The 16621-nt window shown below is 65.5% G+C and carries 18 protein-coding genes; 4 read left to right on the top strand and 14 right to left on the bottom strand.

The window, feature by feature from the left end; all coding sequences use genetic code 11:
• Window positions 1-543 (top strand): SDR family NAD(P)-dependent oxidoreductase (locus tag JHD07_RS11200; protein WP_291621957.1); only part of this gene is annotated, 543 nt, incomplete at its 5' end.
• Between the two features lie 52 nt (window positions 544-595).
• Here JHD07_RS11200 and JHD07_RS11205 read toward each other — a convergent pair.
• Window positions 596-1219, bottom strand: coding sequence for a GNAT family N-acetyltransferase (locus JHD07_RS11205; protein ID WP_291621959.1), 624 nt, complete (start codon window positions 1217-1219; stop codon window positions 596-598).
• A gap of 67 nt (window positions 1220-1286) precedes the next feature.
• Complete coding sequence (locus JHD07_RS11210) at window positions 1287-1490, bottom strand: DUF1127 domain-containing protein (RefSeq protein ID WP_291621960.1); 204 nt, start codon at window positions 1488-1490, stop codon at window positions 1287-1289.
• A 110-nt stretch (window positions 1491-1600) separates the two neighbouring features.
• Here JHD07_RS11210 and JHD07_RS11215 point away from each other — a divergent pair, with 110 nt between their 5' ends.
• Window positions 1601-2500, top strand: coding sequence for a transcriptional regulator GcvA (locus JHD07_RS11215; RefSeq protein WP_291621962.1), 900 nt, complete (start codon window positions 1601-1603; stop codon window positions 2498-2500).
• Between the two features lie 135 nt (window positions 2501-2635).
• Window positions 2636-3967, top strand: coding sequence for an MFS transporter (locus tag JHD07_RS11220; RefSeq protein ID WP_291621964.1), 1332 nt, complete (start codon window positions 2636-2638; stop codon window positions 3965-3967).
• Between the two features lie 122 nt (window positions 3968-4089).
• On the opposite strand, the gene JHD07_RS11225 is transcribed toward JHD07_RS11220, so the two are convergent.
• Genes JHD07_RS11225 through JHD07_RS11235 form a run of 3 tightly spaced genes read right to left on the bottom strand, consistent with a single transcriptional unit; the run spans window position 4090 to window position 6696 of the window.
• Window positions 4090-4503 carry a Rieske (2Fe-2S) protein gene (locus JHD07_RS11225; protein WP_291621966.1) on the bottom strand — a complete coding sequence of 138 codons (414 nt, stop codon included), beginning with the start codon at window positions 4501-4503 and terminating at the stop codon, window positions 4090-4092.
• On the bottom strand, window positions 4503-5612 hold the full coding sequence (locus tag JHD07_RS11230; RefSeq protein ID WP_291621968.1) for an amidohydrolase family protein: 1110 nt from the start codon (window positions 5610-5612) through the stop codon (window positions 4503-4505). Before JHD07_RS11230 ends, JHD07_RS11225 begins: the two co-directional genes overlap by 1 nt.
• Window positions 5613-5637: 25 nt before the next feature.
• Window positions 5638-6696 carry an amidohydrolase family protein gene (locus JHD07_RS11235; protein WP_291621970.1) on the bottom strand — a complete coding sequence of 353 codons (1059 nt, stop codon included), beginning with the start codon at window positions 6694-6696 and terminating at the stop codon, window positions 5638-5640.
• 145 nt (window positions 6697-6841) lie between these two features.
• Here JHD07_RS11235 and JHD07_RS11240 point away from each other — a divergent pair, with 145 nt between their 5' ends.
• Window positions 6842-7324, top strand: a complete 483-nt coding sequence (locus JHD07_RS11240; protein ID WP_291621972.1) for a CinA family protein — start codon at window positions 6842-6844, stop codon at window positions 7322-7324.
• 118 nt (window positions 7325-7442) lie between these two features.
• Here JHD07_RS11240 and JHD07_RS11245 read toward each other — a convergent pair whose 3' ends face one another.
• The 9 genes from JHD07_RS11245 to JHD07_RS11285 all read right to left on the bottom strand — a co-directional run.
• Window positions 7443-7718: a DUF1488 family protein gene (locus tag JHD07_RS11245; protein ID WP_291621974.1), complete on the bottom strand. Its 276-nt coding sequence runs from the start codon at window positions 7716-7718 to the stop codon at window positions 7443-7445.
• An 81-nt stretch (window positions 7719-7799) separates the two neighbouring features.
• Window positions 7800-9269: an AMP nucleosidase gene (locus JHD07_RS11250; RefSeq protein WP_291621975.1), complete on the bottom strand. Its 1470-nt coding sequence runs from the start codon at window positions 9267-9269 to the stop codon at window positions 7800-7802.
• 265 nt (window positions 9270-9534) lie between these two features.
• Window positions 9535-10869 carry an HlyD family type I secretion periplasmic adaptor subunit gene (locus tag JHD07_RS11255; RefSeq protein ID WP_291621977.1) on the bottom strand — a complete coding sequence of 445 codons (1335 nt, stop codon included), beginning with the start codon at window positions 10867-10869 and terminating at the stop codon, window positions 9535-9537.
• 10 nt (window positions 10870-10879) lie between these two features.
• Complete coding sequence (locus JHD07_RS11260) at window positions 10880-12628, bottom strand: type I secretion system permease/ATPase (RefSeq protein ID WP_291621980.1); 1749 nt, start codon at window positions 12626-12628, stop codon at window positions 10880-10882.
• A 252-nt stretch (window positions 12629-12880) separates the two neighbouring features.
• Window positions 12881-13150, bottom strand: coding sequence for a GlsB/YeaQ/YmgE family stress response membrane protein (locus JHD07_RS11265; protein WP_291621982.1), 270 nt, complete (start codon window positions 13148-13150; stop codon window positions 12881-12883).
• A gap of 102 nt (window positions 13151-13252) precedes the next feature.
• Window positions 13253-14230, bottom strand: a complete 978-nt coding sequence (locus JHD07_RS11270; RefSeq protein WP_291621984.1) for an ABC transporter ATP-binding protein — start codon at window positions 14228-14230, stop codon at window positions 13253-13255.
• Window positions 14227-15642, bottom strand: a complete 1416-nt coding sequence (locus tag JHD07_RS11275) for an amidase (RefSeq protein WP_291621987.1) — start codon at window positions 15640-15642, stop codon at window positions 14227-14229. The genes JHD07_RS11270 and JHD07_RS11275 overlap by 4 nt, the downstream gene beginning before the upstream one ends.
• Window positions 15639-15836 (bottom strand): hypothetical protein, encoded by a 198-nt coding sequence (locus tag JHD07_RS11280; RefSeq protein ID WP_291621988.1) that lies wholly within the window; start codon window positions 15834-15836, stop codon window positions 15639-15641. The genes JHD07_RS11275 and JHD07_RS11280 overlap by 4 nt, the downstream gene beginning before the upstream one ends.
• Window positions 15833-16621: oligopeptide/dipeptide ABC transporter ATP-binding protein (locus JHD07_RS11285; RefSeq protein WP_291621990.1), on the bottom strand; the 789-nt coding region annotated here is incomplete at its 5' end. The genes JHD07_RS11280 and JHD07_RS11285, both read right to left, overlap by 4 nt.

The raw sequence follows: 16621 nt of genomic DNA on the forward strand, positions 1-16621 counted from the left end.
AAGCTATTCGGCACGAACGTGTTCGGGCTCCTTGGCGTTACCCGCGCAGTGCTGCCGCACATGCGCCGGCAGCGGTCGGGTCACGTCATCAACATCTCGTCGGTCGGCGGCTACACCGGCTATCCCGGCTGGGGCGTCTACGGCGCCACCAAATTCGCGGTCGAAGGGATCAGCGAGGCGCTGGCCGGCGAAGTCGCGCCGCTCGGCATCAAAGTCACCGTGGTCGAGCCGGGCTTCTTCCGTACCGACTTCCTCGACGAGACCTCGCTGTCGCGCACCGCGCATGTGATCGACGATTATCACGAGAGCGTCGGCAAGGCCCGCGCGCATGCGGCTGACGTCAACCACGGCCAGCGCGGCGATCCGCGCAAGCTGGCGCAGGCCTTCCTCAAGCTGGTGGATGCGCAGAATCCGCCGCTGCGGCTGCCGCTCGGCAGCGACACGGTGGAGCGGATCGAAACCAAGAACGCCTTCGTTGCGAAGGAGCTGGCAGGATGGCGGTCGGTCGCGACCTCGACCGACTTCAGCAGCGAAGGCGCGTGAATGAGTGCAAAAAAGCCCGGCGCTGGCTTGACCAGGCCGGGCTTGCAGTTTGTCAGGCCGAGGCTGAGGGGCGTTCGGCCTGACGGGAAACGGCGGCGAGGCGCCAGCTCGCGCAAGGAATGTCTTTCGGTTCGACGCTGATCTCCTTGTCGAAACGCACCAGCTTCCAATCGTCGGGGTGGTTGACGAAAGCGAAGCCGGATTTGCGCGCGAGCGAAACCATCGCCTCGTTCGAGCGAAGCGTGTCGCCGAACATGCGCTCGGCACCAAGCGCGGCCGCGCGGCATTCGAGGTTCTTCATCAGCGCGGTGGCGATGCCGTGCCCCTGCCAGCGATCGTCGACCGAGAGGCCGAATTCAAGCGCCGCGGTCTCGGCATGAAAGGCGTAGCGCGCCTCCGCCACGATGGTGTCGAAGCCGTCGACCATCATCGTTGCCACGATGCTGAAGCGATCGCGCTCGCCGACCTCGAGGAAATCGTGCAGCAGGCCTTTCGGCAGTTCGCTGATCGCGCCGAAGAAGCGGTTGTAGCGAGAGCGGCTCGAGAGCGAGCGGACATAGTGCTGGATTTCGTCGGTATCGCGCGGCTCGATGAAGCGAACATTGAGCCGCTCACCGTGCCGGGTGCGCAGCACGTCCGCATGTTGCCTGAGGTCTTCGAGACTGAAGGTTGTCATGACGCATGGCATCCGGAAAGGGACCGCCGGCGCCCCTGTGCTCAGGCGGCGCCGGCCTGGCGGCCTGTCAGGCCCGCCAGAAGGGTTTCTCAGCCTCGTAGGCCACATCCGTCCACGACAGCCCGACGTCCTGGAGGTCGCGGGCCGTCCAATGGGTCAGCTCGCGCCGGGTCCTATAGCGCTCATGCCAGACGTGGAGGATGTCGCCGATCTGGTAAAGGAGACCTGGCGCATGATGATTTGTCATCGAATTCTGGGTCAAAATGGACATCTTCAGCTCCTTGAGCTATCTTGATCGCTAATATCTGCTTCCTGCTGCAGCGCGACAAACGACAATTTATACCTCTTCGCATGAAATAACGTCATGCATCCTGTTGCCAGATGACTGCCAGATTGCCCTCCCTGAACGGATTGCGGGCGTTCGAGGCTGCCGCGCGCCATCTCAGCTTCACGCTGGCGGCCAGCGAGCTGAACGTGACGCAGACCGCGATCAGCCATCAGATCCGCAGGCTGGAGGAGGAGCTCGGCATCCGCCTGTTCATCCGGCAGAACCGCGCGCTGGCGCTGACGCCGGAGGCGCGTGATTACCTGCCGGGTGTCCGCGCCGCCTTCAATGACCTCCGGCTTGCCACCGACCGGCTGCTGCGCAAGGACGACGACAAGGTCCTGACGGTATCGACGCTGGCCTCGCTCGCCGCCAAATGGCTGCTGCCGCGGCTGACCGATTTTCAGGAACAGCATCCCGGCATCGACGTACGCATCACCACCTCGACCAGTCTGGTCGATTTCCAGCGAGACAATGTCGATGCCGCGATCCGCTATGGCCGCGGCCAATGGCCGGGCCTGCGCGCCGACTGGCTGATGGCGGACGAATTGTTTCCGGTGTGCAGCCCGTCGCTGCTGCGCGGCGACAAGCCGCTGCGCCGGCCCGAGGACCTGCGCCACCATCCCCTGCTGCACACCTCGAACGCCAACAGCGACGACTGGCGGCTATGGTTGACTGCGGCGGGCCTGCCGGCGGAGATCGCGAGGCAGCCCGGCATCACCTTCGACATGATCTTCATGACGATCCAGGCCGCGATCGACGGCATCGGCGTCGCGATGGGGCGGACCTCCTACGTCCAGGACGACATCGCCAAGGGCCGGCTCGTCGTTCCCTTCAAGATCGCGCTCCCGGCGGATGCCGGCTTCTACCTGGTCTCCCCGGAAGGCCGCCGTGAGGCGCCGAAGCTGGTTGCGTTCCGTAACTGGATGATCGCTGCAGTGCAAAATAAAGCCTGAAAAATCATCAGCTTCGCCGGTAAAATCGGTTGACTCGTCGCGTCCTGCGCGGGAAGGGGTACGGCAGATTGTCGCAGCATCAATCTGTCACCTTGCCGGAATGACATTCCCGGCGGGCCACGAGGGAGCAACGTCATGGCTGGACCAGCCGCCCCACCCCATCCGCCCGCCATCACATCGCGCATCGGCGCCATCCTGCGCGCGACGTCAGGCAATTTCCTCGAGCAGTTCGACTTCTTCCTGTTCGGCTTCTACGCCGCGGCGATCGGCAAGGCGTTCTTCCCTTCGACCAACGAGACAGCCTCGCTGCTCAACACCTTCGGCGTGTTCTGGCTCGGCGCCCTCATGCGCCCCGTCGGCGCGATCGTGCTCGGGGCTTACATCGACCGCATCGGCCGCCGCCGGGGCCTGATCGTCACGCTCGGAATCATGGCTGTCGGCACCGTCGTCATCGCGTTCTGCCCAAGCTACGAAACCATCGGCATCGCGGCGCCAATCATCGTGCTGGCCGGCCGTCTGCTGCAAGGCTTCTCGGCCGGCGTCGAGCTCGGCGGCGTGTCGGTATACCTTGCGGAAATCGCAACGCCCGGCAATCGCGGCTTCTATACCTCGTTCCAGTCGTCGAGCCAGCAGGTCGCGATCTTCGTGGCCTCGATCCTCGGCTACATCCTCTCCGAGGTGATGCCGGCCGACACCGTGGCCGCCTGGGGCTGGCGCATTCCGTTCTTCGTGGGATGCCTGATCATTCCGCTGATCTTCGTCCTGCGGCGGACGCTGGAGGAGACGCCGGCCTTCCTCGCCATGAAGAAGCATCCGACCGCGAACGAGGTGTTCGCCTCCGCGCTCGCCAACTGGCGCATCGTCGTTCTCGGGATGATGATCGCGATCCTGACCACGACGACGTTCTACTTCGTCACCGTGTACACGCCGACCTTCGGCAAGACCGTGCTGAAGCTGTCGACGCATGACGCGCTGCTGGTCACGCTGCTCGTCGCGGTGGCCAACTTCATCTGGAATCCGGTCGGCGGCGCGCTCTCCGATCGCATCGGCCGCAAGCCGGTGCTGATCACGATCGCCTGCCTGTCGCTGGTGACCGCCTATCCGTCATTGCACTGGCTGGTGGCGGCGCCGACGTTCGGCAAGCTGCTCGCGGTCGAGATGATGTTCTCGTTCTATTTCGGCGTCTACAGCGGCACCATGCTGGGTGCGCTGGTCGAGATCGTGCCGGCGCATGTGCGTACCACCTGCTTCTCGCTCGCCTTCGCGCTCGCCGCCGCCCTGTTCGGCACCTTCACGCCGTTCGCCTCGACCTGGCTGATCGAGCGCACCGGCGACAAGGCCGCGCCCGGCTTCTGGCTGATGTTCGCCGCCCTGCTCGGCATCATCGCGGCCGCGACGGTCTATCGCGGCGGTGGCAAGGTGGCGCCGGCCTATGACGCGGTGCCGGAGCCGATGGCCGGGCGTTAGGACGGTGTCATTCCGGGGCGCCTCGAAGAGGCGAGCCCGGAATCCATTTCTCCCAGCATTTCTGTCGCACGATGGATTCCGGGCTCGCGCTACGCGCGCCCCGGAATGACGGCGCGGTCGGCTTACAGCTCCACCACCACGTAATCTCTCTCGATCCTGACCGGGATCGTCTCGGCGACATATGGGCCCTTCACCACGGTCGCGCCCGGCTCGACATGGGCCGGGTAGGCCTTCACGCGGAAGCGGCGGGGGTCGCAGTAGGATTGGCCGGTGCGGATGTCGAACTCCCAGCCGTGCCAGGGACAGCGGATGATCTCGCCGAGCTTGGTGTACTCGATCTCCCCGGGATTGCTCGATTGCGCGAGCCCGATCAGCGGGCCCTCGCACAGCGCCGCGCCCTGATGCGGGCAGCGGTTCATCAGGCCGAAATATTCACCCTTGATGTTGAAGACGGCGATCGGCCGTCCGTCGATCTCGAGGAATTTTCGCGTGCCCGGCGGAAGCTCGTCGACCGGCGCGATGACGTGTCTTGCCATCAGGAAATGCCGTACAGCTTCTTGGCATTGCCGAGGTAGAACGCCTCGCGATTGGCCTCGCTGACGCCGGCCGGCAGGACGCGCGAGGGCTCGTCATAGTCCCAATGCGGATAGTCGGTTGCGAACAGCAGCCGATCCCAGCCGATCCATTTGATGACGTCGAACAGGTGCTCGCGGCTTTCCGGATCCTCCATCGGCTGCGTGGTCCACCACACCTGTTCGCGGATATATTCCGAGGGCGGCCGCTTCACATGCGGCACCTCGCTGCGCAGCCGCTGCCAAGCCTTGTCGAGCCGCCAGCATAGCGATGGCGCCCAGCCGAAGCCGGCCTCGATCATCACCATCTTCAATTTCGGGAAGCGCTCGAACACGCCCTCCAAAACCAGGCTCGCCAGCGCCGATTGCTGGCACGGTGAGTGCCCGACCATCTCCTCGATGTAATAGGACGGCCAGCCCGAGGGCGTGATCGGGTTGCCGCCGAAGCCGAAGGCGTGAACGCCGACGGGGAGCCCCGCTTCTTCCGCGGCCTGATAGATCGGCCAGTAGCGGCGCTGGCCGAGCGGCTCGACGTTGCGGCTGAGAAGCAGCACCTGCACGAAATTCTTGTCCCCCGCGCGCTCGCGGATCTCGGCAGCCGCCGAAAGCCCGTCCTCATTGCCGACGACGATCGACGCTTTCAGCCGCTTGTCCTTGCTGGTCCATTTGTCGATCTGCCAGTCGTTGATCGCCGAGCACAAGGCGGCCGAGAGCTCGTGATTGCGGATGCCCTGCCCGGTGTTGAGCGGATTGAGCACGCCCAGTTGCACGTTGTTGGGATCGAGCAGCTGTTTCTGCATGAAAGATAGCGAGGAGCCCTGCGGGCCGCCTTCCGGCGGCCAGGCGTCACGGCGCGAGGCGTTGGGCTGGGCCTTTGGATAGGGCGGGCCTTCCATCATGCCCTGATAGGCATGGACGCCGTAGACTTCGAGGTGATGCTGCCAGCGTTTGGCGAGGTAGGGATAGAGCTCGGTGCGAGTGGCGCGCGCCGGATGGATGTCGCAGTCCGCGATCGCGGTTTTTACGGCCAGAGGGGAAGCTGCGTCTTGGTTCTCGCGAAACTGGATATTCATCGCCTTGCCTCCTTTGGCAGCGGGCTCATGTCAGACGGGGATAAGTCGCACGCGGATTGTCGATCATGATCTTGCGCACGAGATCGGGGGACAGACCTTCGGGCAGCGCCTCCTGGCCATCGAACTGCCAGTGCGGATAGTCCGTAGAGAATAGGACCAATTCATCCGACTGCATATGATCAAACAGGCGAATTAATGTCTCGGGTTCCGGCGGCGCATCAAAAGGCTGTAACGAGAAGCGGATGTTGCTGCGCACAATGTCGAGCGGCGCGCGATCGACCCATGGCGTCTCCATCCGCACCCCGCGCCAGAACTTGTGCAGGCGCCAAAGATAGGGCGCGATCCAGGACACGCCGGATTCCAGCATCACCATTTTCAGCCGCGGATATTTGGCGAACACGCCCTCGACGATCAGGCTGGTGAGCTGGGTCTGGAACGCCTGGGCCTGCCCGACATAGTCCTCGATGTGGTAGGAGCCCCAGCCCACGGAGGTCGGCGGATTGTGATAGGCGGAACCGGCATGGATGCCGACCGGCAGTTGCAGCCGCTCCGCAGCCTCATAGATCGGCCACAGCGCCCGCTTGCCGAGCGGTACGTCGCCCATGACCAGCATCAGGACCTGCACGAAGCGCTTGTCCGGTGCACAGCGTTCGATCTCGGCGACGGCCTTCTCGACGCTTTGCGTCGGGATCACGATCGAGCCGCGCAGCCGCTTGTCGCGGTCGAGCCATTCCTTCGCCAACCAGTCGTTCAGCGCGCGGCAGAAGGCGGCCTGCATGTCCTCGGAGAACACCATCTGCACGCCATAGAGCGGATTGCAGATGGCATGTTTGACCTGAAAAGGATCGAGCACATGGCGCTGCAAGTCCGCCAGGCTTTCGCCGGGTTTGCCTGTCTCGGGACGCCAGTCCGGCCGCGCCGTGATCGGCGAGTTCTGCGGATAGGATTGCGAGACGAGGTCGACCATGCCGCGCGTCGTCACCTGATCGCGCCAATAGTCGTTCAGGTAGGGCAGCAGGCTGGTCAGATGCGGCACGGCCGGATGCACATCGCAGTCGATGCCGCCGGCGATCAGGGACGTCATGACGTCTCCCTTCTCACGTTTCCTCATGTGTCTTCTTATCCCCGGCATTCAAGCAGGCCTGCCCGTCGCCCGCAACTCGGCCAAGCCTTCCGTCATATGCTAGGAAGGCTGAGCTCGGTTGCGAAGGAATGAGGGGGGACTGGAGATGAAAGAACTCGTCGGCATCGCGGAACAGGTCGCGGCCAAACTGATCGCGCGCAAACAGACCGTCGCGGTTGCGGAATCGTCGGCCGGCGGCCTGATCTCGGCCAGCCTGCTCGCGGTGCCCGGGGCCTCCGCCTATTACCTCGGCGGCGCGGTGGTCTACACCCGCGATGCCAGGCGGGTGCTGATGGATATTTCGGATGACGGCATGAAGGGCTTTCGGTCGTCGTCGGAGCCCTACGCGCAATTGCTGGCCGAACAGATGCGCAGCCGCTTCAATTGTGATTGGGGCCTGTCCGAGACCGGTGCGGCGGGGCCCACCGGCAACCGCTACGGCGACGCTGCGGGCCATAGCTGCATGGCGGTCGCAGGACCCGCCGCGGAGGTGATGACGCTGGAGACTGATAGCAACGACCGGTTCGGCAACATGCAAATGTTCGCTGCGGCGGCGCTGAAGTTGTTGTTGCGGAAGCTGGAGGGATGACGTTGCCGTTGGCAGCGAGTACGCTTTCAGTACCGTCATCCTGAGGTGCTCCCCTTGCATCGCAAGGGGAGCCTCGCAGGATGACGGAGAGGCCTATTGCCGGCGGCAACCTACACCGTCACCGTCCCAAATGCCGCACGAAAATCCGCACCACGTAGCCCGGGAATCGCGGCGCCTCGTCGTAGAGGTCCGACGCGATCCGCTCGATGGTCTCGCGCAGCGACAGGAACTGCGCCTGACGTGCGCTGGTCTCGGTGCCCTGCATGCCCGCGAGCTCGTCCATCGCGGCGTCGCTGATCTGGCATTGCACGACCTCGCCGTCGTTCTGCATGGTGAAGCGAAAGGCCAGCCGTTCGAGATCATGGCCGATGATCTTGTCGCGCGTGAGCGGCATTGCAGGCGTCCCGGTCGGCCCCCCTCGCGGACAATGCGGAAAATTGTCCGGCCTGTCAGCAAGGATGAAGGGGGCCCCGACCTACTGGAACGCGACTTCGGCGAAACTGCGGAGCTTTCGCGAATGCAGGCGCTCCGATTCCTGCTGCTTGAGCCGCTCCAGCGCCTTCAAGCCGATCTCGAGATGCTGGCCGACACGGCGGCGGTAGAATTCGCTGGCCATGCCGGCGAGCTTGATCTCGCCGTGCAGCGGCTTGTCGGAGACGCACAGCAGAGTGCCGTAAGGCACGCGGAAGCGGTAGCCGTTGGCGGCGATCGCGGCCGATTCCATATCGAGCGCAACCGCACGCGACTGAGACAGACGGCGGATCACTTCCGGTCCGGAAATCTCCCAGTTGCGGTTGTCGACGCTGGCGACCGTACCCGTGCGCATCAGGCGCTTGAGCTCAAAGCCTTCGAGCCCGGTGACGTCCTCGACCGCCTCCTCGAGCGCGACCTGCATCTCGGCCAGTGCCGGGATCGGCACCCACGGCGGCAACTCGCGGTCGAGCACATGGTCCTCGCGCACATAGCCGTGCGCCAGCACGTAGTCGCCGAGCCGCTGCGTGTTGCGCAGGCCCGCGCAATGGCCGAGCATCAGCCAGGCGTGCGGGCGCAGCACCGCGACGTGGTCGGTGACGTTGCGCGCATTGGACGGGCCGGTGCCGATGTTGATCAGGGTGATGCCGCGATAGTCCGGCATGACCAGATGGAAGGCCGGCATCTGCGGCACGCGAGCCGGCGCGGTGCCGTTGATCGCGCCGCCGCTCTGCATGATGACGTTGCCGGGCGAGACGAAAGCATCGAGGCCGGCCTCGCCGGACTGAAGCCGTTGCTGGCATGCTTGCGCAAAGGCGTCGACATAGAACTGGTAATTGGTGAAGATCACGAAGTTCTGGAAATATTCGGGATCGGTGCCGGTGTAGTGATAGAGCCGTCGCAGCGAGTAATCGACGCGGGCGGCGCGGAACAGCGACAGCGGCTCGGGCGCGCCGGGCTGGCGCTCGAGGGTGCCGTCGGCGATGGAATCGTCCATCGTCGCCAGATCAGGCACGTCGAACGCATCGCGCAGCGATCGCGCCACGGGCGAGTTCTCGCTGGTGGTGATGGCCGCCTCGATGTTGATGTCGCGCCGATAGGCGAAGTGGATCGGGATCGGCTCGGTGGACTCGCCGATCTCGACGGGTACGCCGTGGTTCTTGATCAGGAGCCCGATCTGCTCGGTGAGATAGCTGCGGAACAGATCCGGCCGCGTGACGCTGGTCTCGTGCACGCCGGGCCCGGCGACGAAGCCATAGGCGAGCCGCGAGTCCAGCCGCGCATGCGTCGCGGTGGTGATGCGGACGAACGGATAATAGGCCCGCGCCCGCGTCGTGATGGCTGCGCCGCCGACATAGGCCTCGAACCGGTCGCGCAGGAACTTGGTGTTGCGCTCGTAGATCTCCTCGAGACGGGCGACCGCTGCGGACGCGTCCGAGAAGGACTGGGTGGCGATGGTGGGAGGAGATTGCATGGTTCGACCGCCGGATTGCTTGGGCTTCAGTCGAACTATAGCAAGAACACGCAGACGCGTCAGCGAAGGGTGGATTGCACGCTATGCACACCGCTGTCATGCTCCGGCTTGACCGGGGCATCCAGTACGCCGCGGCCTATCGGTTCAATCACTCATGTCTCTGGGATACTGGATCGCCCGGTCAAGCCGGACGATGACACCGAGTATGCCGCACGAGATCCCGGATGCGCGCTAAGCGCGCTCCGGGATGCCGCGCTTTCGCGCGTCACCTCTCCCGGAACGCACGCATCAGCTGGTCGTGCAGCGGCTTCATCAGATAGGACAGCATGGTGCGGTCGCCGGTCTGGACGAAGGCTTCCACGGGCATGCCGGGGATCATCTTGACGTCGCCGAGCCGTGCAATCTCTTCCGGCGGCATCGAGACGCGGATGGTGTAGTAGCTCTGGCCGGTGCGCTGGTCGGTGGTGACATCAGGTGAGACCCGGCTGACGAGGCCGTTGAGCTCCGGCGTGGTGCGCTGGTTGAAGGCGGACAGACGCAGCAGCGTCTTCTGGCCGATCTGGAGCTTGTCGATGTCGACCGGATTGACCTTGGCTTCAACCTGGAGATCGTCGGCCTGCGGCACGATCAGCATCAAGGCGTCGCCCGCGGTGACGACGCCGCCGACAGTGTGCACCGTCGATTGCAGCACCATGCCGTCCTGCGGCGCGCGGATGTCGATGCGGCGGAGCTGGTCTTCGGCGGCGACCTTGCGCTCGATCAGCTCACCGATCTTGTCGTTGGTCTCGCGCAGGTCCTTGGAAACCTCGCTGACCACGTCCTTGTCGATCTGGATGATCTGGAGCTCGGTCTCGGTGATCTTGCCCTTGGCCTGGGCGCGCGCGGCGATGTATTGCGCGCGCTCGCCGTTGAGGCGCGCCGAGTCGCGTTCGAGTTGGGTCAGGCGCGAGATCTGCACCAGGCGCTTGTCGTAGAGCTCGCGCACGCCGGTGAGCTCGTTCTGCACCAGCGCGATCTCCTGGTCCTTGGCCTTCTCCTGGGCACTGAGCCCCGCGATCTCCTCGTTGAGCTGCGTGATGCGCTCGCGCAGCTGCGCCTTCTGCCCGGTGCGGCCATTGACGCGGACGTCGAACAGCTTGGTCTCTGCGGAGAGCAGCACCTTGACGTCGGGATCGCCGGCGCGATCGAGCAGAACCTGCGGAAACTCGATCTGGTCGAGGCCGCGCTGTTCGGCCTGCAATCGCGCTGCACGCGCCTGCGCGGCGTCCAGGTTCTTGGTGACGATCGCAAGGTTGGCCTTGGTGACGGTGTCGTCGAGCCGCACCACGATGTCGCCGGACTTGACCCGGTCACCGTCGCGAGCGCGCACCTCGCCGACGACGCCGCCGGTCGGATGCTGCACCTTCTTGACGTTGGATTCGACCACGATCTGCCCAGGGGCGATCAGCGCGCCCGAGATGAGGACGGTCGAGGCCCAGCCGCCGAGGCCGACGACCAGGACCAGCACGATCGCAAGGCCGAGCAGCAGGTGGAACTTGATGGAATCGCGGACGGTTTTGTTGGCGGCGGGCTTCGGGCCGCCGACGGCCATCGTGCTCATGGCTTTGTGCTCATGGTTTGGCCACTCCACCTTCGCTGACGATCTTGATCGGAGCCGGCGGCGTCGCGCGCGGCTGCAGCACCTGGGCGAGCACCTGCTCCTTGGGGCCGAACGCCTGCATGCGGCCGTCGCGCAGCACCAGGATCTGGTCGACCGCCTCGACCCCGATCGGGCGGTGCGCCACCACGACGACGATGGCGCCGCGCTCGCGCGCCGAGCGGATGGCGCGGGTCAGCGCCTCGTCGCCTTCGGTGTCGAGATTGGAGTTGGGCTCGTCGAGCACGATCAGGAACGGGTTGCCATAGAGCGCGCGAGCCAGCGCCACCCGCTGCGCCTGCCCTGCGGAGAGCGCGGCGCCCTGCTCGCCGACTTGCGTGTTGTAGCCTTCGCGCATCTTGATGATCATCTCGTGCACGCCGGCTTCCTTCGCAGCCGCGATGATGCCGTCCGATGTCGCCTCGGGGTCGAACCGGCTGATGTTCTGCGCGATGGTGCCGCCGAACAATTCGACGTCCTGCGGCAGATAGCCGATATGGCGGCCGAGCACGTCGCTCGACCATTGATCGAGCGCCGCGCCGTCGAGCCGCACCTTTCCGCGCACGGGCTGCCAGACCCCGACCAGCGCGCGGATCAATGACGACTTGCCGGAGCCGCTCGGGCCGATCACGCCGAGGCCGTTGCCGGCGGCGAGCGCGAAGGTGACGTCCTGCACGACGAGGCGCTGATCGCCGGGCGGCACGATGGCGATGCCTTCGACCGAGAGCCGGCTGGTGGGCGGCTGCAACTGGGTCGGCATCGCCTGCGCCGGCATCTGCTCCAGCAGGCGGGTGAGGCGGTGCCAGCTCTGGCGCGCCGCGACGAAGGATTTCCAGTGCGCGATGGCGAGATCGACCGGCGCGAGCGCGCGCGCAGAGAGAATCGAGCCTGCGATGATGATGCCGGCAGTCGCCTCCTGGTGGATGACGAGATAGGCGCCGACCGCGAGCACGGCCGATTGCAGCATCATGCGCAGCACCTTGGCGACCGCGCCGAGACCGCCGGCGACGTCGCTCGCCCGCTGATTGCCGGCGAGATATTTCTCGTTGGTCTCGCTCCAGCGCTGGTTCATCCGCCCAGCCATGCCCATCGACACCATGACCTCGGCGTTGCGGCGGCTGGCCTGGGCGAGATCGTTGCGCTGGGCGGCAAGCCCCATCGCCTCCTTCGCCGGCTGGCGGGACATGAACTCGGTGACCAGCGTCAGGCCGACCAGGATGATGGCGCCGACCAATGCGGTGAGGCCGATCATGACGTGGAAGGCGAAGCAGATGGCGAGATAGAGCGGCAGCCAGGGCAGGTCGAAGAACGCGCTCGGGCCCATGCTGCCGAGGAAGGAGCGGACATTGTCGAGATCGCGCAGCGGCTGCAGGCCCTCGTTGCGATTGCCGACCAGCAGCGGCAGGCGCACGACGGTGTCGAACACGCGCTTGTTGAGGGCCTCGTCCAGCGCGGTGCCGATCCGCCCCAGGATGCGGTTGCGGATCATGTCGAGCATGCCCTGCGCCATGTAGAGGAAGCTGGCGAGGATGATGAGGCCGATTAGGGTCGGAACGCTGCGGCTCGGCAGCACCCGGTCGTAGACCTCCAGCATGAAGATCGACCCGGTGAGATAGAGCAGGTTGATCATGCAGCTCATCAGGCCGACGCCGATGAACGCCGTGCGACAAGCGCGCAAGGCGTCACCGAGCTCTGAACGGCGGACGCCAGGGATGGCTGCCATCAGTCTGATCTCTTTCGGCTAACGGGCAAAGCCCTGATTTCAATGGCGATTCAAGGAGTACTCGCCTCGGCTTAACATCTGTTTTCCGGCCGTCCGACGTGGTCGAATATAAACCCCGAGGCCTCTTGAGCCACATCTACCCGCGACAGCCTTCCGCGCAAGTCCGGAATTTCACAGGCTTGCGGCTTTTTCTTGCAGGGTTTCAGCCGCTTCCGGGAAAAGTGCGGCTGGAGTTCCGATCGAGCGAAGGGGCTAGAGCCGGCCGCCGCCGCGCACCAGCCGCACCACCACCAGCAGGATGACCGCACCGATCGCGGAATAGACGATCTCGGACACGAGTCCGGTGCCAAGCCGGATGCCGAGCTTTGGAAACAGGAGGCTCGCCACCAGCGCGCCGCAGATGCCGATCACGATATCGCCGATGATACCGAATCCGGCGCCTCGCACGATCTTTCCAGCCAGCCAGCCGGCGACGAGGCCGACGAACAGGATGACGAGCAGGCCTTCGTTGGAAATGTACATCAGTGAGGTCCCTCTTCGCGAACGGGAGGCATGGAACGGGAACCGGAATGAATGAGGTGAGAATGCTGCAAGGGCTCGCGCAGCGCGGTTTAACTCATCGGACTATGACAGCACGGTGACCGGCTCCGCCAGCACGCACCGCGCCGCCCGGCCCGGTCCGACCTCGACATTGGGAGGCAATTGCTCCAGGCAACGCGGCTCGACGAGCTTGCAGCGGGGGGCGAAGGAGCAGTTGTGCGGCTTTTCGGCGAGCGAGGGCGGCGTGCCCGGGATGGTCTCCAGCCGCTGCCCGCGCTTGGCGCCGTGGGTGGTCGAAGCGAGCAGGCCCTTGGCGTAGGGGTGGACCGGCGAGCGGACGATGTCGCGCAGCGCGCCCTGCTCCACGATCTGGCCGGCATACATCACCGCGACGCGGTCGCATATCTCGATGGCAACGCCGATGTCGTGGGTGACGAAGATGACGGACATGCCGAACTCGCGCTGCAGCTCGCGCAGCAGCAAGAGAATCTGGATCTGCACTGTGGCGTCGAGCGCTGTGGTCGGCTCGTCCGCGAGCAGGATCTTGGGCCGGCAGGCGAGCGCAAGCGCGATCATCGCGCGCTGGCGCATGCCGCCGGACATCTCGTGCGGATAGGCGTCGAGGCGGCGTTTCGCCGAGGGGATGCGGACGACCTCGAGCATTTCGAGGGCCCTCGCCCGTCCCTCCGCAAAGCTCTTGCCTTCGTGGCGCATTACGCTTTCGGCGATCTGCGCGCCGATCGTGTAGACCGGATCGAGCGCGAGCGCCGGCTCCTGGAAAATCATCGACACGGTCTGGCCGCGGAACGACGAGAGCTGCTCGTCATTCATGGCGAGCACGTCCTGCCCCAGCACGTTGACCTTGCCCGTGATCTGCGTGCGCTTCTTCGGCAAGAGGCGCATCAGCGCACGCAAGGTCACGCTCTTGCCCGAACCGGATTCGCCGAGCAGGCCCAGCACCTCGCTGTTGCCGAGCGAGAGGCTGAGATCGTTCACGGCATAGACCGTGCGCTCGCCGGTGAAGCGGATGTTGAGGCCCGAGATATCGACGAGATTGGTCATGACGGCAGCTTCGGCAGACGGTCGTGATAGTGGGTGGCGCGCTGGAAGGCGGCGCCGATGGTGAGCAGGGTCGCCTCGTCGAAGGAGCGCCCGATCAGCTGCATGCCGACAGGCAGGCCGGTCGTGGTGAAGCCCGATGGAATGGTCAGCGACGGCAGGCCGAGGAAATTGACCGGTCGGGTGAACAGCGTCAGGCGCTGTAACAGCGCCGGCGCGTTCGGACCGCCGCCGACGTCGCTCTCCTCGATCGTCGGTGCGGGAACCGGAGACGCAGGTGCGATCACAGCATCGACGCCCGCAGTTGCCGCGTTATGCGCAGCCAGTGCCGGTCCGCGCCAGCGCATCGCCTCGAGATAGGTGATGGCGGGAACGGCGAGGCCGTTCTGGAGCCGCATCAGGACCTGCGGGCCATAATCCTGCGGACGCTCGATCATCCAGCGCTTGTGGAAGGCAGCGGCTTCCGCGGCGAGCACGAGCTGGCTCGCCGAGGACAATTGCCGCTGGTCCGGTAGCTCGACCTTGACGATGTCGGCGCCTTCACGCTCGAGCACCGCGATGGTCTCATCCAGCACGCGCGCAACCTCGCTGTCGAGATCGTCGACGTAGAAGGACGCGGGCACGCCGATCTTCAGGCCCTTCAGCGAGCCTTTGGTCGCCGCGACATAGTCCGACAGCGGCGCGTGGCTGCAGGTCGAATCGGCGGGATCCGGCCCCGCCATCAGCGCCAGCAGCAGCGCGCAGTCCTCGGCGGTGCGGGCGAGCGGCCCGACGGTGTCGAGCGATTGTGACAGCGGCATCGCGCCGGCGCGGCTGGCGCGGCCCACGGTGGTCTTGAGTCCCGTGACGCCGCAGAAATGCGCGGGCATGCGGATCGAGCCGCCGGTGTCCGAGCCGAGCGCCGCAAAGGTCAGCCGCGCGGCCACCGCCGAGCCGGAGCCGGACGAGGACCCGCCGGTGATGTGCGCGACATTCCAGGGATTGCGCACCGGACCGTAATGGGCGTTGTGCCCAGTCGGGCCATAGGCGAATTCGGCCAGATGCAGCGTGCCGAGACGGACCTGGCCGGCGTCCTTCAGCCGCTGCAGCGCCGTGGAGGTGACGGTCGGCACGAAGTCGCGGCGGATCAGCGAGCCACAGGTCGCAACGTGACCGGCGTCGTAATACATGTCCTTGTGCGCGAGCGGCACGCCGTGCAGCGGACCACGGACGTTGCCCTTGGCCAGCTCAGCATCGGCGGCATCGGCGGCCTTCAATGCCGCTTCTGCCTCGATCGACATGAAGGCATTGAGATGCGGCTGCCATTGCCCGATGCGGTGCAGCAGCGCGCGGGTGGCTTCGCGCGACGACACCTGCTTCGCCGCGATCGCGCGCGCGACCTCGGTGAGCGTCATCAATGCGGGTTCGGTGCTCATTTCGACACCTTCTGCGTCTGCGCGAGAACATAGCCGGCCGGCTCGAGATCGAACGGCAGCGTGCCGGCGATGGCGGCGAAGCCCTCGCACGACGGGCCGATGGCATTGGAGATGCGCTCTGCGATCTCGTCATCCACGGCAACGCCGGCAATTTGCGCGATCGGCCTGATCTCTTTCGGTGTCGGTCTCGTCATGCGGTCTCTCCCCTGGGCGCGAGGCTATGGCCTGAACCCGGTATCGCCATGTAGCACGCGGCCTCGTGGCCCATATTATCCAGCGCGGTGAGTTTTGGTGTCGCATTTGCGCAGAGCGGCTCCGCAAACGGGCAGCGTGTGTGGAAGCGGCAGCCGGGCGGCGGATCGATCGGATTGGGCGGATCGCCCGTGATCGGCGGCGTCTCGGTGCGGCGATCAGGGTCGGAGGACGGCATCGCCGCCAGCAGCGCGCGCGTATAGGGATGCGCCGGCCGATCCCAGACCTGGTCGACCGGGCCGAGCTCGACGACCTCGCCGAGATACATCACCAGCACGCGGTCCGAGATGTAGCGCACGACATTGAGGTCGTGGCTGATGAACAGATAAGTCAGGCCGAACTCGCGCTTGAGATCGGCGAGCAGATTGAGCACCTGCGCCTCGACGGATTTGTCGAGCGCGGAAACGGCCTCGTCCAGGATCACCAGCCGCGGCGAGAGGGCCAGGGCGCGGGCGATGTTGACGCGCTGGCGCTGGCCGCCGGAGATCTCGTGCGGATAGCGATTGGCGAAGTTTTCCGGGCGCAGGCCGACCTTGCCGAGCAGCTCGCGCGCGAGCGTGCGCGCCGCACCGTCGGCCATGCCGTGGACCTTGGGGCCGAACGCAATGGATTCCTCGATCGTCAGGCGCGGATTGAGCGAGGCGTAGGAGTCCTGGAACACCATCTGCATGCCGCGGCGGAGCTCACGCAAGCTCAGCGATCGGCCGACGGTCATGCCGTCATAGAT

Origin of the sequence: Bradyrhizobium sp., assembly GCF_016462955.1 — a bacterium.
GTDB lineage: Bacteria > Pseudomonadota > Alphaproteobacteria > Rhizobiales > Xanthobacteraceae > Bradyrhizobium.